The sequence below is a fragment of the Streptomyces sp. NPDC017246 genome (genome assembly GCF_044331325.1).
Taxonomy (GTDB): domain Bacteria; phylum Actinomycetota; class Actinomycetes; order Streptomycetales; family Streptomycetaceae; genus Streptomyces.
Genome location: NZ_JBIRMW010000006.1, coordinates 342,814 through 363,174 on the forward strand (window position 1 = coordinate 342,814; position 20,361 = coordinate 363,174).

Genomic DNA, 20,361 nt, shown 5'->3' on the forward strand with positions numbered 1-20,361 from the left:
TGTCACGGGGTGGGTTCGAAGGTGACCGGCAGTCGGGCGGGCTCGCGGCCCGTGGGTGCGACGTGGAGGGTCTTGAGGGCGAACTCCATGACCTTCTTGTAGATGGGTCCGCAGATCTGGCCGCCGAAGTAGCTGCCCTTGGTGGGGTTCTGGATGGCGCAGTAGACGGTGATCTCCGGGTCGTCGGCGGGGGCGAATCCGGCGAAGGAGGCGGTGTAGCCCTTGTAGCGGCCGAGCTCGGGGTCGACGCGGTTGGCGGTGCCGGTCTTGCCGGCGACGCGGTAGCCGGGGATCGCGGCCCTGGTGCCGGTGCCCTCGCGGTCGTCGACCACGGACTCCAGCATCTTGGCGAGGGTGTCGGCGGTCTGTTCGCTCACGACCCGGGACTCCTTGGCCTTGGGGGCCTGGGTGAAGCGCCCGTCGGGTCCCTTGGTGCCGCGGACGAGGGTCGGCTCGACGCGTACGCCTCCGTTGGCGATGGTCGAGTACACGGAGGCGGCCTGCATGGCGTTGACGGAGAGGCCCTGGCCGAAGGGGATCGTGTACTGCTGCGAGGTGGACCAGTCCTGGGGCTTGGCGAGGATGCCCGCGGTCTCGCCGGGGTAGCGCAGACCGGTCGGGCTGCCGATGCCGAACTTGCGCAGATAGCCGTGGAGGACCCGGTTGGACTCGGCCTGGGTGGCGCCGAGCCGGCCGGTGGCGAGGATGGTGCCGATGTTGCTGGACTTGGCGAGGACGCCGTTGAGGGTCAGGTACCAGGTCTTGTGGTCGACGTCGTCCTTGAAGAGCCGGTCGCCGCGGTGGAGCCGGTTGGGGACGGTGACATGGGTGTCGGGGGCCGCCTTGCCCTCCTCCAGGACGGCGGCCATGGACATGACCTTGCTGGTGGAGCCGGGCTCGTAGGCGTCCTGGAGGGCCGCGTTGCCCATGGAGGCGGCATTGGCGGCGGAGAGGTCGTTGGGGTCGAAGCCGGGGGCGTTGGCCATGGCGAGGACCTCGCCGGTCCGGGTGTTCTGCACGACGACGTAGCCCCGGTCGGCCTTGGACTTCCTCACCTGCTCGGTGATGGCCTGCTGGGCGGCCCACTGGATGTCCCGGTCGATGGTCAGCTCGATGTCGGAGCCGGGGACGGCGGGGGTGCCCTGGGAGCCCGCGGTGGGCACCTGGCGGCCGCCGGACTGGGTGAAGCGGATCTTGCCGTCCTGGCCGGCGAGCGCCGGGTCGAGCATGGACTCCACCCCGCCGGCGCCCTTGCCCTCGGCGTTGACGTAGCCCAGTATCCCGGCGGCGAGCTCGCCGTTCGGGTACACGCGCTTGGTGCTGGGCTCGCTGAGGATGCCGCCGAGGAGGTTGATGCCGTTGCCGCCGGCGGTGCGCTGGGCCTTCTGCCCGTAGACCCGCCGGAGGTCCTTGATCTGGTTCCAGACCTGGGGGGTCTGCTTGCGGGCCAGCAGGGTGTAGCGGGACTTGGGGGTACGGAGCTTCTTCGCGAGTTCCGCGGGCTCCTTGCCCAGGAGGGGGGCGAGGAGGGCGGCGGCCTGCTCGGGCGCGTCGGGGACCTTGGACTCCTCGGGGGTGAAGAGCTGGGGGTCGGCCGTGATGTCGTACGCGTCGACGCTGGCGGCGAGCGCGATGCCGTTGCGGTCGGTGATCTCGCCCCGCTCGGCGGAGAGCGTGTACTCCTGGAAGCGGTACCTGTCGGCCTTGGCCGCGTACGCGCTGGCGTCGACGGCCTGGACCTGGAGCAGCCGCACCACGAAGGCCAGCATGACCAGGGTCAGACCGAGGGAGACCAGCCGCAGCCGGGGGCGGGGGCTGCCGAGCCGGATGGTGCGGGGCTGCCGGGCCGGCGGCCGGGGCGCGGGGCGCCTGGCGGCCGGGCGCGGGGCGGGTCGGGACGTGCGGGCTCCGGCGGAGGCGGGCCGGGGGCGCGCGGGCCCGGCGGGGCCGGGGACGCGGCGGCGCGGGGGCTCCTTGGGGGGCACTGCTCGATCACCTGCCGGAGGTCGTCGGAGCGGTCGGTGTGGGCTCTGTGCGTGCGGGGCCGGTGCCGGTGGCGTCCGGCCCGTCGGGGGCGGAGCCGGTGGGGCCCGTGCCGGTGTTCGACCGGGGTTTCGGGGCGGCGGGCGGTGCCGTCCCGGCGCTCGGCTTCGGGACCGGGCTCGGCTTCGGGGCGACCGCGACCGAGGGTTCGCCGAGCACCTTGCCGTCCGGGCCCAGGAAGGCCGGGCTGCCGCCCGGGACCATGCCGAGCTCGCGGGCCCGCCGCTCCAGTGCGTCGGGGGCCGCGTAGTCGTCCACGTCCCGCTGGAGCGCCTGCTCCTCGTCGGTGAGCTCGGTGGTCCTGTCCTTGAGCTCGTTGAGCTGGAAGGAGCCCTGGTTGAGGGCCGAGTTCAGCAGGAGCAGGCTGATCAGGCCGCCGCCGAGCAGGACGACGACCAGCAGGACGAAGGGGGTGCGGGCGGCCGAGCTGGGCCCCGACGGCATGAGCCGTCCGAGCCGCGCGGCCCGCCCTTTGAGCGGCCCCTTCGCCGTGCTCACAGGACGTCTTCCCGGATCCGCTCGGCACCCCGGAGCCGGGCCGGGGCGGCGCGCCGGTTCTCGGCGACCTCTTCCTCGGTGGGCAGCTCGGCGCCCCGGGTGAGGAGCTTCAGCCGGGGCTGGTACTTCTCCGGGACGACCGGCAGGCCGGGCGGGGCGGTGGTCGCCGCGCCGGCCGCGAAGACCTGCTTGACGATGCGGTCCTCCAGGGACTGGTACGAGAGGACGGCGACCCGTCCGCCGACGGCGAGGGCCTTCACGGCCGCCGGGATCGCCTTCTCGACGCTGTCGAGCTCGCCGTTGACCTCGATGCGCAGGGCCTGGAAGGTGCGCTTGGCCGGGTTGCCGCCGGTGCGCTTGGCGGCCTGCGGCAGGGAGTCGCGGATGAGCTCGACGAGCCGGGCGCTGTTGCTGAACGGCTCCTTCTCGCGCTCGCGGACGACCGCGGAGACGATGCGCTTGGCCTGCTTCTCCTCGCCGTACGCGCGGAGGATGCGGACGAGCTCGCCGGGCGCGTAGGTGTTGAGGACCTCGGCCGCGCTGATGCCGGTCGTCTGGTCCATGCGCATGTCGAGCGGGGCGTCCTGCGCGTAGGCGAAGCCGCGGTCGGCCTCGTCGAGCTGCATGGAGGAGACGCCGAGGTCGAAGAGGACGCCGTCCACGGTGGGGAGGCCGAGCCGGTCGAGGACCTCGGGCAGCTCGTCGTACACGGCGTGGACGAGGGTGGCGCGCTCCCCGTACGGAGCGAGCCGCTCGCCGGAGAGCCGCAGGGCCTCCTTGTCGCGGTCGAGGGCGACGAGCCGCGCCTCGGGGAACCGCTTCAGGAGTGCCTCGCTGTGGCCGCCGAGGCCCAGGGTGCAGTCGACGACGACCGCGCCGGGGCGCTCCAGGGCGGGGGCCAACATGTCCAGGCACCGCTGGAGCATGACCGGGACGTGTCGGTCGTTGCTCAATGCGCCCTCTCAGATCCGGCGCGGAGGTGACCGGCGAGCGGAAGGAGGCCGAGCCGTAGGTACCGCCGCACACACGGGGGAGAAACCGCGGAAATCGCTCGTTGTCTCCGTGAACTTCGCGTCACTTTAGTCCACGGGACCCGCCGGTCAATCAACCGGCTGGCGCGTCGCACGGCGCCTCGTACCCGGCCGGACATTCCGGACGGGTCACCCGTTCGGGGAGGGGCGCCCGCCCTGTGGGTTAGCTCACAACAAGGCTCATTGATGTTCTTTGTCCCCTCTCACAGCAGGCCTGGAGGGCCTGTGCCCATTACCGTCGGAACCATGTCGACCTCCGCGCACCCCTCTGCAGACGCCATACGCACCGGCGGCACGGTCACCGACCGTCTCGTCGAGGCGAACGGGCGCTACGCCTCCCGCTTCACCGACCCCGGCATGGACGCGCGCCCCGTGCTGCGCGTCGCCGTCGTCGCCTGTATGGACGCCCGTCTGGACCTCCACTCGGCCCTCGGTCTCGAACTCGGCGACTGCCACACCATCCGCAACGCGGGCGGCGTGGTCACCGACGACGTGATCCGGTCGCTCACCATCAGCCAGCGCGCCCTCGGCACCCGCAGCGTGATGCTGGTGCACCACACGGGCTGTGGCCTGGAATCGCTCACCGAGGACTTCCGGCACGAGCTGGAGGACGAGGTCGGCCAGCGCCCGGCCTGGGCGGTCGAGGCCTTCCGTGACGTCGACCAGGACGTACGGCAGTCCATGCAGCGGGTGCGGACCTCCCCGTTCCTGCTGCACACCGACGACGTGCGGGGCTTCGTCTTCGACGTGACGACGGGCCTGCTGCGCGAGATCGACCCGGCGTAAACACCCAAAACCCGGCATTTCCCTCGCACTTGTCCTCGGGCGAGTGACACGACCCGGCCACGCGAACAAGAATGCTCCAATGACACCCCCCGAGCGATTCCACCGGGGGCAGGTGTCCGTGTTCCGGAAGGCCGAGGAGGGCCGGGTGACGACCTATGACGATCGAGCGAGCCTCACTGATCTGACCACCACTGTGGAGAGAGTCCGCAGATCGGTGGAGAGTGTGATCGAGGGCAAGCCCGAGGTCGTACGGCTTTCGCTGACCGTGCTGCTCGCCGAGGGACACCTCCTCATCGAGGATGTCCCCGGCGTCGGCAAGACCATGCTCGCCAAGACCCTGGCCCGGTCCATCGACTGCTCGGTGCGGCGCATCCAGTTCACCCCCGACCTGCTGCCCTCGGACGTCACGGGCGTGTCGATCTTCGACCAGCAGCGCCGGGACTTCGAGTTCAAGCCGGGCGCGATCTTCGCCCAGATCGTGATCGGCGACGAGATCAACCGCGCCTCGCCGAAGACCCAGTCCGCGCTCCTGGAGTCCATGGAGGAGCGCCAGGTCACCGTCGACGGCCAGACGTACGAGCTGCCCAGCCCGTTCATGGTGGTCGCGACGCAGAACCCGGTCGAGATGGAGGGCACCTACCCGCTGCCCGAGGCCCAGCGCGACCGCTTCATGGCCCGGGTCTCCATCGGCTACCCGAGCGCCGAGGCCGAGCTCCAGATGCTCGACGTCCACGGCTCCGCCTCCCCGCTGGACGACCTCCAGCCGGTCGCCCACGCCCACGACATCCTCAAGCTGATCGAGGCGGTGCGCGCGGTCCACGTCGCCGACGCCGTACGCCGGTACGCGGTCGACATCGTCTCCGCCACCCGCACCCACGCCGACCTGCGGCTCGGCGCCTCCCCCCGGGCCACGCTCCACCTGCTGCGGGCCGCCAAGGCCTCCGCCGCGCTCAGCGGCCGCGAGTACGTGCTGCCCGACGACCTCCAGGCCCTCGCCGCGCCCGTCCTCGCCCACCGGCTGCTGCCGACGGCGCAGGCCCAGCTGAACCGCCGCACCGCCGAGCAGGTCGTCCAGGACATCCTGCAGCGCACCCCCGTCCCGGCCGCGGCCCCGCCCGCCGGACCCCTCTACGGCCAGCAGCCCGGCGGCCGGCGCCTGTGATGACGACCGCTGCCGTGCAGGACGGACAGCGGGGCGACGAGGACGACCGGGGCGGTCTGCGGGCCGCCTTCGGCGGTCTCACCACCCGTGGCCGCTCCTTCCTCGCCGCCGGGGTGGCCGCCGCCGCCTGCGCGTACGTCCTCGGCCAGGCCGACCTGCTGCGCGTCGGACTGCTGCTCGCCACGCTGCCGCTGATCTGCGTCCTCGTGCTGCACCGCACCCGCTACCGGGTCGCGGCCTCCCGCCGGCTCACCCCCCAGCGGGTGGAGGCGGGCGCCGAGGCCCGGGTCCAGCTGCGGATGGAGAACGTCTCCAAGCTCCCCACCGGGCTGCTGATGCTCCAGGACCACGTGCCGTACATGCTGGGGCCGCGGCCCCGCTTCGTCCTCGACCGGGTCGAGGCGGGCGGACGGCGCGAGGTGTCCTACCGGGTCCGCTCCGACCTGCGCGGCCGCTTCCCGCTCGGCCCGCTCCAGCTGCGGCTCAACGACCCCTTCGGGATGTGCGAGCTGACCCGCGCCTTCAGCGCCTACGACACCCTCACCGTCGTACCGAGGACCGAGGCCCTCCCGCCGGTGAAGCTCTTCGGCGAGGCCTCGGGATACGGCGACGGACAGCAGCGCTCCCTCGCCCTCGCCGGCGACGACGACATCATCCCGCGCGCCTACCGCCACGGCGACGACCTGCGCCGGGTGCACTGGCGCTCCACCGCCCGCTACGGCGAGCTGATGGTCCGCCGCGAGGAGCAGCCGCAGCGGGCCCGCTGCACCGTCCTCCTCGACACCCGCCGGATCGCCTACCAGGGCTCCGGCCCCGACTCCGCCTTCGAGTGGGCCGTCTCCGGAGCCGCCTCCTCCCTGATCCACATGCTGGAGCGCGGCTACGCCGTCCGGCTCGTCACCGACACCGGCAGCGCGGTCCCCGGCGAGGGCGGCGAGGGCTTCGCGGGCTCGGCCCAGGACTCGGCCGAGTCGGCCGGTCTCATGCTGGACACCCTCGCCGTCGTCGACCACTCCGAGGGCGGCTCCCTCAGCCGTGCCTCGGACGTGCTGCGCGGCGGCGAAGGACTGCTCATCGCCTTCATCGGCGACCTCGACGAGGAGCAGGCGGCCCTGACCGCCCGGATGCGCGGCCGCGCCGGCGCGGCCGTCGCCTTCGTCCTGGACTCCGGGTCCTGGCTGACCGGCGGCTCGGTCGCCGGGTCCGTCGAGAAGCGGGTACGGCAGCTGCGGGAGGCGGGCTGGACGGCACTGGCCGTACCGCCCGGTGCCCGGCTCGCCGACCTGTGGCAACAGGCGGCCGGAGCCCGAGCGGAGTCCGCCGCCGACACCTACGGAGGATGGTCATGAGCGGGCGCGCACGGCTGACCCTGGCCGCCTGGGGCGCCACCCTGATGGCGGCCGGAGCGATGCTCCCCCTGGTCAAGCCGGCGACCTGGATCTTCACGGCGGCCTTCGTCCTCGCCCTGGTGAGCGGCGTGGGCACGCTGGCCCGCCGGGCACCGCTGGCCCGGCCGCTGACCCTGCTCGCCCAGATCGCCGTCACCCTGCTCGCGCTGACCGTGATCTTCGCCCGCGAGCAGGCGATCCTCTGGTTCCTGCCCGGCCCCCAGGTCTTCACCCACGCCGCCGAACTGCTCACGGCGGGCGCCGAGGACGTCGGCCGGTACGCGATCCCCGCACCGGACACCGAGGGCATCCGGCTCATGCTGGTCGGCGGCGTCGTCGCGATCGGCCTCCTGGTGGACACCCTCGCCGTCACCTTCCGCAAGGCCGCCCCGGCCGGACTTCCGCTGCTCGCCCTGTACTCCGTCGCGGCCGGACTCTCCGGCGGCGGCGCGGGCTGGCTCTGGTTCCTGCTCGCCGCCTCCGGCTATCTGCTGCTGCTCCTCGCCGAGGGCCGCGACCGGCTCTCCGCGTGGGGGCGGGTCTTCGGCGGCGCCCAGCGCTCCGGCCGGCCCGGCTCGGCCGTGGCCGGCGGCAGCGGCCCCGCCTTCGCCCCGGCCCGCACCGGCCGCCGGATCGGCGCCGTGGCCATGGGCGTCGCCATGGTGGTGCCGCTCGCGCTCCCCGGCTTCACCGGCGGACTGTTCGGCGGCGGCGACGGCGAGGGAACGGGCGGCGTCGGCAAGGGCGGCACCATCTCGGCCGTGAACCCGCTGGTCTCCCTCCAGGACAATCTGCGTCAGCCGGAGGACCGGGAGGTCCTGCGCTACCGGACCAACTCCCGCGACACCTCCGACATGTATCTGCGGCTCGTCGCCCTCGACCAGTTCGACGGCACCTCGTGGAAGTCCTCGGTCCGCCCGATCGAGGACGTGCCCAAGCAGCTGCCGTGGCCCGCCGGGCTCTCCCAGACCGTCCAGAGCACCGAGGTGACCAGCAACTTCGTCGCCTCCGACGGGTACGAGCAGAAGTGGCTGCCGATGCCGTACCCGGCCGGCCGCGTCGAGATCGACGGACGCTGGCGGTACGAGCCCGAGGGCCGGATGCTCGTCGGCGACGACAAGCAGACCACCCGCGGAGCCCGCTACACGGTCTCCAGCCTGGACGTGCGGCCGACGTCCGAGCAGCTGGCCGCCGCCGGACCCGCCGCCGAGAAGCTGCGCCGCGAATACACCAAGGTCCCCGGCTCGCTGCCCGCCGACGTGAAGGCGACCGCGCTCCGGGTCACCAAGGGCGCGCGCAACGACTACGAACGGGCGGTGAAGCTCCAGGACTGGTTCGCCCAGGACGGCGGCTTCCGCTACGACGTCGACGTCGAGTCCGGCACCGGCGTCCAGGCCATCTCCCGGTTCCTCAAGGACAAGCAGGGCTTCTGCGTCCACTTCTCCTTCTCCATGGCGGCGATGGCCCGCTCGCTCGGCATCCCCGCCCGGGTCGCCGTGGGCTTCATGCCGGGCACCACCCAGACCGACGGCTCGCTCTCGGTCGGCATCCGGGACGCGCACGCCTGGCCCGAGCTGTACTTCGAGGGCGCCGGCTGGACCCGCTTCGAGCCCACCCCCTCCCGGGGCTCCACCCCCGCGTACACGCGCGCGGACACGCCCTCGGGCACGGCCACCGGGCCCGCGCAGCCCCAGCAGAGCGCCTCCGCGCAGCCGTCCGCCGCGCCCAGCGCCTCGGTGAGCTGCACCCCGCAGGAGCGCCGGCTCGGTGACTGCGGGCCGGAGGAGGCGGTGGGCGCCGCGAGCTCGGACGGCTCGGGGCCCGACCCCCTGACGGTGGTCCTGCTGACCCTCGCCGTCCTGGTCCTGCTCTCCCTCCCGCTCCTCCCGCTGCTCTGGCGGACCCGGGTCCGGGCCCGCCGGCTGGGCTCTGCCGGGATACGCGGCCCCGAGGAGACGGCGGCACGGACACTCGCGGTCTGGCAGGAGATCAACGACACGGCCTGGGACTACGGGGTCGAACCCGACGAGTCGCGTACGCCGAGAAGGACGGCGGCGCGGATCGTCCGCCTGGGTGAGCTGGGCGGCGAGGCCGCGGACGCGGTGCACCGGGTCGCACGGGCGGTGGAGGAGGCGCTGTACGCGCCGCACCCGCGTCCCACCGCGGGCCTGGCGGAGGACGCGGGCCGGGTCCGGGCGGGCTTCCACGCCTCGGCCGACCGCCGGAGCCGCCTGCGCGCGACCCTCGCACCGCGCTCGGCGGCCCGCCTCCGCTGGTCGCTGGCGGCGCGCTGGTCGGAGACGACGACGCGCTGGTCGGACAAGCGCCGGGCACTGCTCTCCCGGGCGACGCCCCGCCTCCGCCGAACGCCCCGCGAATCGGCCTGACGGCCGGGGGTGGGTCCACTCGTCACCCGAGGGCGGCCCCACCCCCACGCCGGGCGCCACCGACCTACACACCACCGCTCCGGCCGCCCGGGGCGCCGTCGTCCCGGGCGCCCGGGCGCCGTCGCTCCGGTCGCCCGGGCGTCGCCGGCCCGGCCTCCTGGGCACTGCCGCTCCGGTCGTCTGGGCGTCGCCGGCTCCCGCCGCCCGCTGCCGCGCGGGCACGCCCGGCCCACCGCCGTGCGGGCCGCCCACGGGCTCGCGCCCCGGTCCACTGCCCGCGTCGGGCCGCCGTCCGCCCCGCCCGGCCCACCGCCGTGTGCGTCACGCGCACACCGCCCCCGCCACCGCCGAGCGGGCCCGCCCGCCGGCTCCGGCCGCTCCCCCACCCCCGTGTGGGCAATCGTCCCGCTGGGGCGGGACGGGTGGGCACACGGGACGGCGCCCTTGGCGACGCGTCCGCCCCCTGCGCCTGAACCCGCACCACTGGCTCGGCGCACAAGGGGTGCGGGTTACGGCAAGGAAGCCTGGGCCCGGCAAGGGGCGACGTTCCGTTGTGCCCACCCGTTCCGCCCTGGGGGTCCCCCCTGACGGAGTCTGGGGGAGGAACAACTACCCACGACGAGGCTGGCGGCCCGCAACCGCGCGGCGCGCAGGGGCACAACCGGGGCGGGACGCCATCGAGCCCCGTGGTCCGGCGCGGGTCGCGCGGGTCCACGGGGCTCGGTCACACAAAGGGGTGCGGGGCCTCCGCTCAGGGGGCCGTCAGTGGCCGCCGCCCTGCTGTTCGTCACGGCGGCGCTGCCACCGCGCTTCGATCCGGTTCATCATGGAGCGTCGCTGCCGGGTCTGACGGCCTCCGGCCGCCATCCCACCACTGGCCTGCTGCTCACCCGGCTTCGGCGCCTTGCGCCATCCGGTGACCGCCAGGACCGCGCAGCCCAGCATGACGAGGAATCCCACCACGCTGATCCAGATCTGCTGTGCGACCATTCCGGCCATGAGGAGCGCGATACCCACCAGGAAGCCGGCGACTGCCTGGTAGACCCGTCGCCGGGTGTACGTACGCAGTCCGCTTCCCTCGAGCGCTGTCGCGAACTTGGGATCTTCGGCGTACAGCGCTCGCTCCATCTGCTCGAGCATTCGCTGCTCGTGCTCCGAGAGCGGCACGGAGTCCTCCTAGTCGTCGGTCGCGGGGGCGACCGGTTTGCGGCCCTTTCAGGATAGGCAGGGAATCGCCCCCGTGAAACCCGCCCTCAATGCCGAATAGCCAATCCGGGCCGCCATGCGGATCGGTTGCTGAGGCGTTGATTCCCCAGGCCCTCCTCCGTCATGCCGGATGCTGTCCCCCGATCATACGGGGCGGAGGCCTTTCCCGGGCTGGCTGTGGCGTACTCCATGGAGTGCGCCGCCCGGACCGCCGGGCGGGTGGCCGTCCTGCTCAGGCCCGCTTCTCGCCCAGTACGTGCAGTTGCGTGGCGATGGCGTGGAAGGAGGGCAGTTCGGCGGCCGCCGCCTCCAGCTTGAGCAGGGCCTCGGCCGCACCGGGTTCGGTGTCGACGAGGACGCCGGGGACGAGGTCGGCGAAGACCCTGACCCCGTGTACGGCGCCGACCTCGAGTCCCGCCCCGTCGGCGAGCTCGGTGAGCTGTTCGGCGGTGAAGCGGCGGGGTACGGGGTCGCCCGTGCCCCAGCGGCCCGCCGGGTCGGAGAGCGCGTGGCGGGCCTCGGTGAAGTGTCCGGCGAGGGCGCGGGCCAGGACGGCGCCGCCGAGTCCGGCGGCGAGCAGGCTGAGGCTGCCGGCGGGACGGAGCGCGGCGACCGCGTTCCGTACGCCTTCGGCGGGGTCGTCGACGTACTCCAGGACCCCGTGGCAGAGGACGGTGTCGTAGCCCTCGCGTCCGGCCACGTCGAAGAGGCCGCTGATGTCGCCCTGGACGCCGGTGACGAGGTCGGCGACCCCGGCTTCGGCGGCCCGGCGCTCCAGTGCGAAGAGCGCGTTGGGGCTGGGGTCGACGACGGTGACCCGGTGTCCGAGGCGGGCGACCGGCACCGCGAAGTTCCCGGAGCCGCCGCCCGTGTCGAGGACGTCGAGGCTGTCCTTCCCGGTGGCCTCGATCCGGCGGTCGAGGGCGTCCTTGAGGACGTCCCAGACGACGGCGGTACGCAGGGAGGCGCGCGACGGGCGCGACGTCGCCTCTCGACCGAAGACAGGGGAAGGGTCCGGCACGGCTGTTGACTCCTCGGTGACGGGTACGGACGTCCCCCACCCTATGGCCTCGGTCCCGCCTTTCGGATCATCCTCCGGCCTCGTCGGCGCCCGGCTGGCGGGGCAGCACCGGGTGGAGGGCGAGCAGCCGCTCGACGAGGCGCAGGAACAGCGCGGAGTCCCTGAGCAGGTCGTCGGCCTCGCGCCGGGTCGCCGCTCCGGCGATCCCGGCCTCGGCGCGGGCCCGGCGCTGGGCGCCGGAGGCGAAGAGGGCGCTCCACTCGGTGAGCTCGGGGGCCAGCTCGGCGAGGAGTTCCCAGGCGCTCCGTATCCGCTGCCGGCGGCGGCCGGTCTCGGGCCGGGCCCGGGCGGCGAGCACGGCGGCGGCGGCCCGCAGGGCGGCGAGGTGCGCGGCGGCGTACCGCTCGTGGGGGCGGTCGAGGGTGGCTGCCTCGACCAGGCCGGCGCGGGCCTTGGCGAGGAGGTCGAGGGCGGCGGGCGGGGCGGCGGTGCGGCGCGGGACGGGGTGGATGTCGGACGCGGGTCCGGTCTGCACGGGGGCGGGACGGCGGCGGGGCGCGGCTGCTGCGGAAGGGCTTGCCATGACGAGTCCTCCTGTCGTCGCGTGACGGCGTTGTGGCCGTATGTGTCCATCGTGCCGGGCCCCACTGACAATCACGCTGACCTGCGGCTTTGCCTGATAAGCCAACTCGGGGGTAACTTTTGAACTGACCAGTCAGTTCAAAAGGGGATTCGGGGGGTGGGCCCGTGGGAGCGGAAGCCGAGGAGCGGCCGCACGGCGCCGCCGTCGTCGCGGACGGCTTCGGACTGAGGGGGCCGCGCGGCTGGGCTTTCCGGGAGGTCTCCTTCCGGGCCGAGCCGGGCTCGCTGGTGGCGATCGAGGGGCCGTCGGGTTCGGGCCGCACATGTCTGCTGCTCGCGCTCACCGGCCGGATGAGGGCCAAGGAGGGCACCGCCGAGGTCGGCGGCCTCCCGCTGCCCAAGAAGATGGGCGGGGTGCGCCGGATCAGCGCCCTCGGCCAGGTGCCCGGCGTGAGTGAGCTCGACCCGGCGTTCACGGTGGCCGAGCACCTCAACGAGCGGGCCCTGCTCCAGCGCCGTTTCGACGGTTCCGTCCGGGCACTCCTGCGGCGCCCGGCCGAACGCCGGGCGACGGCGCGCGCCCGGATCGACGAGGCCGTCGCGGCCGCGGGGCTCGACCTGGCCGCCCTGCCGAAGGGCGAGCGGACCTCCGTACGGGATCTGGAACGGCTGGAGGCACTGCGGCTCTCCATCGCCCTGGCCCTGATCAGCCGTCCCCGGCTGCTCGCCGTGGACGACACGGACCTGAAGCTCTCGGACTCCGACCGGGCCGAGGCCTGGACGCTGCTCCGCTCGGTGGCCGACTCCGGGACGACCGTCCTCGCCGTCTGCAGCGAGGCCCCCGAGGACGCCCTGCGGATCACCACGCTCGACGGCACGGCGGAGTCGAAGCCCCCCGCCGCGACCGAGGGAACCCCGGCCGAGAGCGCCGCGGACAAGAGCACCGGGCCGAAGAGCGCCGAGAAGGAGAGCGCCGGGGACACGAGCCCCGGGGACTCCGAGGACTCCGGCCCCGCCGCCACCGCCGCCGGGGCCACCACCGGGACCGCCGCCGCCGGCGGCGATGTCACCGAGGACTCCACCGAAGACACGACCGAGGAGGGGGCGGCCGATGCGCTCGCCGAAACTGGCCGCGCTTGAGCTGAAGCGCTTCGGCAGGGGAAAGCTGCCGCGCGCCGCGCTCGTCGCGATCCTGCTGCTGCCCCTGCTGTACGGCGCCCTGTACCTGTACTCGTTCTGGGACCCGTACAGCAGGCTCGACAAGATCCCCGTCGCCCTCGTCAACGAGGACCGGGGTGCCACCGCCGACGGCAAGAAGATCAACGCCGGTGACGACCTCACCAAGGGGCTCCTGGAGAGCAACACCTTCGCCTGGCACCGGGTGAGCGACGCCGAGGCCCGCAAGGGCGTCGAGGACGGCACGTACTACCTGTCCCTGACCATGCCGGGCGACTTCAGCTCGCGCATCGCCTCCAGCTCCGGCGCCTCTCCCGAGACCGGCGCCCTCCGCGTGCGGACCAACGACGCCAATAACTACATCGTCGGCCAGATCTCCCGGACGGTCTTCTCCGAGGTCCGCACCGCGGCCTCCACCAAGTCCTCCCGCACCTTCCTCGACAAGATCTTCATCTCCTTCTCCGACATCCACGACGCCACGGCGAAGGCCGCGAAGGGCGCGGACGACCTCAAGCAGGGCGTCGACAAGGCGAAGAAGGGCTCCAAGGACCTGTCGAACGGTCTCAAGGACGCCAAGACCGGCAGCGGCGACCTGGCCGCGGGCCTGAAGAAGCTCGACAAGGGCGCCAAGGACCTGGAGAGCGGCTCCCGCAAGGTCGCGAACGGCACCCAGTCGCTCGCCGACAAGGTGAACGGCACCGCCGACAAGGTCCGCCCCTATCTGGCGAACAACGGCAAGTCGATCCGCGACACCGCCCGTCTCGTCTCCGACTCGGCCACGGCCGTCCGCCACAACCTCGACGATCTGGTCAGGCGCGCCCCGCTGGTCCGCAGCGCCGCGCACAAGGCCGACGACGGTCTGGCCGCGATCCACCGCGAGGAGTGCGAGCTCAAGCCCGAGGCCGACGCCCGGATCTGCGCCAAGCTCAAGGAGGCCTCGGTCACGGCCGACGACGTGGCCACCATCGCGGACGACGTCCACGAGCTGACCAAGGGCAACACCGACGACCTCAAGACCCTGGACGCGCGCCTCGCCAAGCTCACGCGGCAGGCCGACGAGCTGGCCGCCCGCGCCCCGCACCTCGACGAGGACGTCGAGGACGCCATCCGGAAGATCAACGCGCTCAACACGGGCGCGAAGAAGGTCGCGGCGGGCGCGGACAAGCTCCACACCGGCATCACCGAAGCCAAGACCGGTTCCGTGAACCTCGACACCGGCGTCGGCAAGCTCAAGAAGGGCGCGGGCGACCTCGACGGCGGTCTGTTCAAGCTGGCCGACGGCTCCGGGCAGCTGGCCGGCGGTCTGCACGACGGGGTCGAGCGGATCCCGGACTACGACGAGCGGGACCGCGACCGGCGTACGGAGGTCATGGCCGATCCGGTGCAGCTGGCCTCCCAGTCGCTGCACAAGGCGCCGAACTACGGCACCGGTTTCGCCCCGTACTTCATCCCGCTCTCCCTCTGGGTCGGCGCGATGGTGGCATACATGATCATCCAGCCGCTCAACCGGCGCGCGCTCGCCGCCGGCGGTTCCGCCTGGCGGATCGCGCTCGCGGGCTGGCTGCCGGTGGCGGCGATCGGCGTCCTCCAGGTCGCGGCGCTCATGTCGGTCCTGCACTGGGGTCTCGGCCTCCAGATGGACCGGGCCGCCGGCACGGTCGGCTTCCTGGCCCTGGTCACCTGCTGCTTCGCCGCGATCATCCAGTGGCTCAACGCCCGCTTCGGCGCGGCAGGCCGGATCCTGGTACTGGCGGTCCTGATGCTCCAGCTGACCTCGGCGGGCGGCACGTACCCCGTACAGACCAGTCCGGGCTTCTTCAACGCCGTCCACCCCTTCCTGCCGATGAGCTACGTGGTCGAGGCGCTGCGCCGGCTGATCACGGGCGGCGGAATCGGGCCGGTGTGGCAGGCCTGCGCGGTCCTGACCGCGTTCACCGTGGGCGCCCTGGCACTGACCGCGGTGTCCGCCAGGAGGAAGCAGGTCTGGACGCTCGACCGGCTCCACCCCGAACTGAGCCTGTGAGACAGGGCCGGTGACGCCCGTGACACCTGTGAGAATCGACCCCATGGACAGCAGCAGCACCCGACGCCAGGCCACCCGCGCGAAGCTCTACGAGGCGGCCGTCACCCTCATCGCGGAGCAGGGCTTCTCCGCGACGACGGTCGACGAGATCGCCGAGCGGGCCGGCGTGGCCAAGGGCACGGTCTACTACAACTTCAAGAGCAAGACCGAGCTCTTCGAGGAGCTGCTGCGCCACGGGGTGTCGCTGCTCGCCGCCTCGCTGCGGACGGCGGCCGAGGAGACCACCGAGCGGGGCGGGAGCCGCGTCGACGCGCTGGACGCGATGATCCGGGCGGGTCTGGTCTTCATCGACCGCTATCCGGCCTTCACCCAGCTGTACGTGGCCGAGCTCTGGCGCACGAACAGGGCCTGGAACTCGACGCTCCTGGTGGTCCGCCAGGAGGCGGTCGCGGTGGTCGAGGGGGTGCTGCGCGAGGCCGTGGCGGCCGGTGAGCTGAGCGAGGAGATCGACGTCCAGCTGACGGCGGCGGCGCTGGTCGGGATGGTGCTCGTGGCGGCCCTCGACTGGCAGGCCTTCCAGAGCGAGCGTTCACTGGACGACGTGCACGCGGCGCTCTCCCGGCTGCTGCACGGCCGGGTCGGCGGCTGCTAGGCGGGCGTCCCGAGCCCGGTCCGATCGGCGGGACACCCCCCTGGGGATCGCCGGTCCGCGTCGGGGAATGTCCGGAAACCGCCCCTGGCCTCAGACCGCGGGAACGACGAAAAGGCCGGTCCGGCGAGGCTCGATCCCCCCGAGCCCCGTCGAACCGGCCTTCCTTCGTACACCCCCGTGACACCCCCGTGCCCCGTATCGGCAGGCACGCGGCCCCGGTTCCGCCGCCCCGTGTCGGCGGTTCCCGGGGCCGCGCCCCTTCCGTGGGCTCCACTCTTCCTTCCGGACGGCCCGGTGCCCATCCGCGCATCTACTCATCTGGACCCCTAGGTACGGATACTCAGACTGGTTACGATCGCCAGCGTGTCCGTACTCCCCCTGGTGTTCACCAGCGGCTGGGCGAGCGGGATCAACGCGTACGCGGTGGTCCTGCTGTTCGGCGTCTTCGGCGCGACCGGGCTCACCGACGAGGTGCCCGAGTCCTTGCAGCGCACCGATGTCCTCGTCGTCGCGGGCGTGCTCTTCCTGTGCGAGGCGGTGGCGGACAAGATCCCGTACGTCGACTCGATATGGGACTCCGTCCACACGGTGATCCGGCCGGTCGCGGGAGCCGTCGTCGGCGCCCTGCTCGCCGGACAGAACGGTTCGCTGCCGGAGCTGGCGGCGGGCGCGGTCGGCGGCTCTACGGCCCTGCTCAGCCACTTCGTCAAGGCGGGGACGAGGATGGCGGTCAACACCTCGCCGGAGCCGTTCTCCAACGTCGCGCTGAGTCTGGCGGAGGACCTCGGGGTGGCGGCGATCGTCACCTTCGCGATCTTCCATCCGGTGGCGGCCGCGGTCGTCGCGGCCGTCCTGCTCGCCCTCGGTCTGGCGATACTGGTCTTCCTCGCCCAGCGGATCCGCCGCTTCTGGCGCCGCAGGTCGCAGCGCCGTGAGGAGAGACAGCTCGCCGACGCGGAGGCCCGCGCCCGGGCGAGGGCGCCGTCCGGCGACGGGTCGGAACACTTCTGAGACCGGCGGGCCGCCCGGGCCTTCGGCCGTGGCCGGGGCGCCGGATAAAGTCGCTGACATGGCACGGATTGTGGTGATCGGCGCGGGACTCGGCGCCATGGCGGCGGCGGCCCGGCTGGCCGTGGCGGGCCACCGGGTGACGGTGTACGAGCGGGGGGCGACGTACGGCGGCGCGGTCGGCCGCTTCGAGCGGGACGGCTTCGCCTTCGACACGGGCCCGGGGCTCCTGCATCTGCCCGCCGTGTACCGGGATCTGTTCGTGAAGACCGGCAAGGAGCCGCTGGAGGAGTGCGTCACGCTGACGCAGGTCGACCCGGCGAGTCGTCATGTCTTCGCCGACGGCACCCGCGTGGACCTGCCGAACGCCTCCCGGGCCGGTACGGTCGCGGCCCTGGACGCGGCGCTCGGCGCGGGCGCGGGCGAGCGCTGGGGCGACTTCATGGTCCGGGCCCGCGAGGCATGGGACCGCACCCGCCGGCCGCTCCTGGAGGAGCCGCAGCCGGCCGGCCCGGCGCCGTCGGCCCGTGAGCCGTATCCGGCCCCGAAGGCGGGCCTGTTGCGCCGCCCGACGACGACGCTGGCGCAGATCGGGGCGCGGGAGCTGCGCGATCCCCGGCTCGCCGCCCTTCTCGACGCCTACGCGTGGTCGTACGGCTTCGACCCGGCCACCGCCCCGGCCTCGGCCGCCGTCCTGCCGTACATGGAGCAGACCTTCGGCAGCTGGTACGTGGCCGGGGGCCTGCGGGCGCTCGCCGACGCGGTGTACGAGCGCTGCCGGAAGCGGCGTGTCGAGTTCGTCTTCGACACGCCCGTGGAGGACGTCCTGGAGAAGGACGGCCGGGCGGTGGGCGTCCGGCTGGCGGGCGGCGGGACCGTCGAGGCCGACCATGTCGTCTCCGGGGCCCCGGTGCCCGCCCTCTACCGCGATCACGTCGTCGAGTGGAGCGACGGCGACGACTGGCCGCGCCATCAGGTGAACGGGACGAGCCGTGTGACGGTCTGTCTGGCGCTGCGCGGGGCACGGGAGGCGGAGGCGGTCCACCGCACCGTCGTGCACGCGGAGGGCGGGCGCCCGACGGTGACCGTGCTGCGCCCGGACGATCCGGCGCTGCGCCCGGACGCGGACCACGAGGCGCTGACGGTCACGGCGACCGTGCGGTCGGACCAGGAGCGGGACGCGGCCGGTTGGGAGGCCTTCGCCGGGCTGATGGTCGATGCGGCCGGGCGGGCGGTCCCGGGGCTCCGGGAGCGACTGCTCCGGCAGCACGTCCGCACTCCGGAGGACGTCCGGCGGGACACCGGTTCCGCCGAGGTGCCGGGGCCCGCGCTCGCCGGGGCGGGCGGCCGGCTGCTCCCGGCCGACAACCGCTCCCCGCTGCCCGGCCTCTGGTTCGCGGGCGGCTGGTCGCACCCGGGCGGCGGGCTCGCCCACGCGGGCATGTCGGGCGCGCTGGTGGCGGGATTCATCGTGGAGGGCGCGGACTTCAGCGGCTCCCGGTAGACGCCGGTGGACATGCGTGTGGGGCCGCCGGACGATCCGGCGGCCCCACACGGTCACTCAGTACCGGTACTGCTGCTGGTCGTCCGGGTAGGGCTCGTAGCCGTACGGGCTCGGGGCCTGCGGCGGCTGCTGCGGCTGCTGCTGGGCGTCGGGCTCGGTGTCGCGCTGCTGCGGGACCCAGACCCCGCCGGGCGGCGTGTCGTAGCTGTACGAGGGGGCGTAGGGGTCGCCGTAGTAGGAGCCGTACTGCTGGCCGTCCGTGCCGGGGCCGATGTACGGGTCGGAGTAGGCGGCGTACTGCTGCTGCCCGGCGGTCTGGCCGTAGTCGTAGGCCGGCTGCTGCTGGTCGTAGGAGGGCGCGTAGGGGTCGTATCCCGTGTCGTAGCCGGTCCCGTACCCCTGCCCCGTCTCGTAGCCGGTGGCCTGGGGAGCACCCTGGCCGGTGTCCTGGCCCAGGTTGTAGACCCCGTACTGACCCGTGTCCTCGGGCATCGGCAGCGGCTCGTAGACCGCGCCGGGCTCACCGGCGGCCCGGGCGTCGGCCTCCTCCTGCCCGGCGTACGGGGTGGCCTCGGCCTCGTAGGACAGCTCGGTGACCTCAAGGGTGGGCCCGGCCTGCGCCCGGGCGCCCGACCTGCGGCGGCGGCTGGCGCCCGGGCTCCCGCCGATCGCCCAGCCGGTGGAGAAGCCGCGGCGGAAGGAGAGCGTCACATAGGTCTGGCCGACGGCGAAGGCGACGGCCCCGGCGATGATGACCCCCACCGAGGGCAGCAGCACGCCGAGGACCACACCGACAAAGCCACAGAAGGCGAGTACACGCCAGCGCAGCCGCGCCTTGTACTGCAGGAGCACTTCCCCCAGCAGCCACAGTGCGACCACGCCGAACGCGATGTAGAGGACCGTCCACCCCATGCCCCGCCGCCCCTCTCCACGGTCACCGCCGCGGGTCGGGGCGGGTACGACCGGTCACGACTGCTGGTGCAGTCCGAGATTCTCGTAGATCTCGAGCGTCGCGGTGGAGCTGTTCAGCGTGATGAAGTGCAGTCCGGGGACACCCTCGGAGAGCAGACGCGCGCAGAACTCCGTCGCGAACTCGATACCGATGGAGCGTACAGCGGCGGGATCGTCCTTGACGGCGCGGATGCGCTCTTTCACATCCGCGGGGAACAGGGCGTTGCTCAGCTGGGGCAGCCGGTCGAGCGTCTTCACGTTCACGACGGGCATGACCTCGGGGATGATCGGCGTCTCGCACCCGGCCTTCGCGACGCTGTCGCGCAGCCGCAGATAGTTCTCCGGGTCGAAGAACATCTGGGTGATCGCGTAGTCGGCGCCCGCACGGCACTTGTCCACGAAGTGCCGGATGTCCGTGTCCCAGTCGGCGGAGCGGGGGTGCATCTCGGGGAAGGCGGCGACGCCCACGCAGAAGTCGCCGGACTCCTTGATGAGCCGGACGAGATCGGCGGCGTACTTCACGCCCTCCGGGTGCTCGATCCACTCCCCCAGCGGGTCGCCCGGCGGGTCGCCGCGGACGGCGAGCATGTTGCGGATGCCGGCGTCGGCGTACTGGCCGAGGATGTTCCGCAGTTCGGCGACGGAGTGGTCGACGGCGGTGAGGTGCGCGACCGGGGTCAGCGTGGTGTCGGAGGCGATCTTCTGGGTGGCCTTGACGGTGCCGCCGCGGGTGGAGCCGCCGGCGCCGTAGGTCACGGAGACGAAGCTGGGACCGACCGCCTCGACCCGGCGCATGGCGTTCCACAGGACCTGCTCGCCCTTCGCGGTCCGGGGCGCGTAGAACTCGAAGGAGTACGACGTGCCGCCGGAAGCGAGGATCTCGCGGACCGTGCGGGCGTGGTCCGAGCGGACGGAAGCGGTACCAAGGGCCATACGGGCAGGT

17 protein-coding genes are annotated in these 20,361 nt (G+C 73.2%); 9 read left to right on the forward strand and 8 right to left on the reverse strand.

Annotated elements, in window-relative coordinates; all coding sequences use genetic code 11:
- Positions 1–2 precede the first annotated feature (2 nt).
- Genes ACH4MY_RS16845 through rsmH form a run of 3 tightly spaced genes read right to left on the reverse strand, consistent with a single transcriptional unit; the run spans position 3 to position 3,494 of the window.
- The gene (locus ACH4MY_RS16845) at positions 3–1,985 is read right to left on the reverse strand and encodes a peptidoglycan D,D-transpeptidase FtsI family protein (protein ID WP_398003510.1); all 1,983 of its coding nucleotides are present in this window, start codon (positions 1,983–1,985) and stop codon (positions 3–5) included.
- Positions 1,986–1,992: 7 nt separating this feature from the next.
- Complete coding sequence (locus tag ACH4MY_RS16850) at positions 1,993–2,541, reverse strand: septum formation initiator family protein (protein ID WP_398003513.1); 549 nt, start codon at positions 2,539–2,541, stop codon at positions 1,993–1,995.
- Positions 2,538–3,494: a 16S rRNA (cytosine(1402)-N(4))-methyltransferase RsmH gene (gene rsmH / locus ACH4MY_RS16855; RefSeq protein ID WP_398003515.1), complete on the reverse strand. Its 957-nt coding sequence runs from the start codon at positions 3,492–3,494 to the stop codon at positions 2,538–2,540. The genes ACH4MY_RS16850 and rsmH overlap by 4 nt, the downstream gene beginning before the upstream one ends.
- Positions 3,495–3,818: 324 nt before the next feature.
- Between rsmH and ACH4MY_RS16860 the strand changes: the two genes are divergently transcribed.
- The 4 genes from ACH4MY_RS16860 (at position 3,819) to ACH4MY_RS16875 (ending at position 9,295) form a co-directional block, all read left to right on the forward strand.
- Positions 3,819–4,358, forward strand: a complete 540-nt coding sequence (locus ACH4MY_RS16860; RefSeq protein WP_398003518.1) for a beta-class carbonic anhydrase — start codon at positions 3,819–3,821, stop codon at positions 4,356–4,358.
- 145 nt (positions 4,359–4,503) lie between these two features.
- Entirely contained in the window at positions 4,504–5,520 is a 1,017-nt protein-coding gene (locus tag ACH4MY_RS16865; RefSeq protein ID WP_398003521.1) for an AAA family ATPase, read from the forward strand.
- Positions 5,520–6,869 carry a DUF58 domain-containing protein gene (locus ACH4MY_RS16870; protein WP_398003524.1) on the forward strand — a complete coding sequence of 450 codons (1,350 nt, stop codon included), beginning with the start codon at positions 5,520–5,522 and terminating at the stop codon, positions 6,867–6,869. Before ACH4MY_RS16865 ends, ACH4MY_RS16870 begins: the two co-directional genes overlap by 1 nt.
- On the forward strand, positions 6,866–9,295 hold the full coding sequence (locus ACH4MY_RS16875; protein ID WP_398003527.1) for a DUF3488 and DUF4129 domain-containing transglutaminase family protein: 2,430 nt from the start codon (positions 6,866–6,868) through the stop codon (positions 9,293–9,295). Before ACH4MY_RS16870 ends, ACH4MY_RS16875 begins: the two co-directional genes overlap by 4 nt.
- A 762-nt stretch (positions 9,296–10,057) precedes the next feature.
- On the opposite strand, the gene ACH4MY_RS16880 is transcribed toward ACH4MY_RS16875, so the two are convergent.
- The 3 genes from ACH4MY_RS16880 to ACH4MY_RS16890 form a co-directional block, all read right to left on the reverse strand.
- Positions 10,058–10,462, reverse strand: a complete 405-nt coding sequence (locus ACH4MY_RS16880) for a DUF3040 domain-containing protein (RefSeq protein WP_398003530.1) — start codon at positions 10,460–10,462, stop codon at positions 10,058–10,060.
- Between the two features lie 271 nt (positions 10,463–10,733).
- The gene (locus ACH4MY_RS16885; RefSeq protein ID WP_398003533.1) at positions 10,734–11,522 is read right to left on the reverse strand and encodes a class I SAM-dependent methyltransferase; all 789 of its coding nucleotides are present in this window, start codon (positions 11,520–11,522) and stop codon (positions 10,734–10,736) included.
- A gap of 67 nt (positions 11,523–11,589) precedes the next feature.
- Positions 11,590–12,105, reverse strand: a complete 516-nt coding sequence (locus ACH4MY_RS16890; RefSeq protein ID WP_398003536.1) for an SAV_6107 family HEPN domain-containing protein — start codon at positions 12,103–12,105, stop codon at positions 11,590–11,592.
- Positions 12,106–12,269: 164 nt separating this feature from the next.
- Between ACH4MY_RS16890 and ACH4MY_RS16895 the strand changes: the two genes are divergently transcribed.
- The 5 genes from ACH4MY_RS16895 (at position 12,270) to ACH4MY_RS16915 (ending at position 18,467) form a co-directional block, all read left to right on the forward strand.
- Positions 12,270–13,244 (forward strand): ATP-binding cassette domain-containing protein, encoded by a 975-nt coding sequence (locus tag ACH4MY_RS16895; RefSeq protein ID WP_398003538.1) that lies wholly within the window; start codon positions 12,270–12,272, stop codon positions 13,242–13,244.
- Positions 13,216–15,303, forward strand: a complete 2,088-nt coding sequence (locus tag ACH4MY_RS16900) for a YhgE/Pip family protein (RefSeq protein ID WP_398003541.1) — start codon at positions 13,216–13,218, stop codon at positions 15,301–15,303. The genes ACH4MY_RS16895 and ACH4MY_RS16900 overlap by 29 nt, the downstream gene beginning before the upstream one ends.
- A 43-nt stretch (positions 15,304–15,346) precedes the next feature.
- Positions 15,347–15,955, forward strand: coding sequence for a TetR/AcrR family transcriptional regulator (locus tag ACH4MY_RS16905; protein WP_398003544.1), 609 nt, complete (start codon positions 15,347–15,349; stop codon positions 15,953–15,955).
- A 363-nt stretch (positions 15,956–16,318) separates the two neighbouring features.
- A complete protein-coding gene (locus ACH4MY_RS16910) occupies positions 16,319–16,966 on the forward strand; it encodes a DUF4126 domain-containing protein (protein WP_398003547.1) in 648 nt (215 codons plus the stop codon).
- 58 nt (positions 16,967–17,024) lie between these two features.
- The gene (locus ACH4MY_RS16915) at positions 17,025–18,467 is read left to right on the forward strand and encodes a phytoene desaturase family protein (protein WP_398003550.1); all 1,443 of its coding nucleotides are present in this window, start codon (positions 17,025–17,027) and stop codon (positions 18,465–18,467) included.
- Between the two features lie 57 nt (positions 18,468–18,524).
- On the opposite strand, the gene ACH4MY_RS16920 is transcribed toward ACH4MY_RS16915, so the two are convergent.
- Together ACH4MY_RS16920 and metF are read right to left on the reverse strand one after the other, a co-directional pair.
- Positions 18,525–19,379, reverse strand: a complete 855-nt coding sequence (locus ACH4MY_RS16920; protein ID WP_398003553.1) for a hypothetical protein — start codon at positions 19,377–19,379, stop codon at positions 18,525–18,527.
- Positions 19,380–19,433: 54 nt separating this feature from the next.
- Positions 19,434–20,351 carry a methylenetetrahydrofolate reductase [NAD(P)H] gene (gene metF, locus ACH4MY_RS16925; protein ID WP_398003555.1) on the reverse strand — a complete coding sequence of 306 codons (918 nt, stop codon included), beginning with the start codon at positions 20,349–20,351 and terminating at the stop codon, positions 19,434–19,436.
- Positions 20,352–20,361 lie beyond the last annotated feature (10 nt).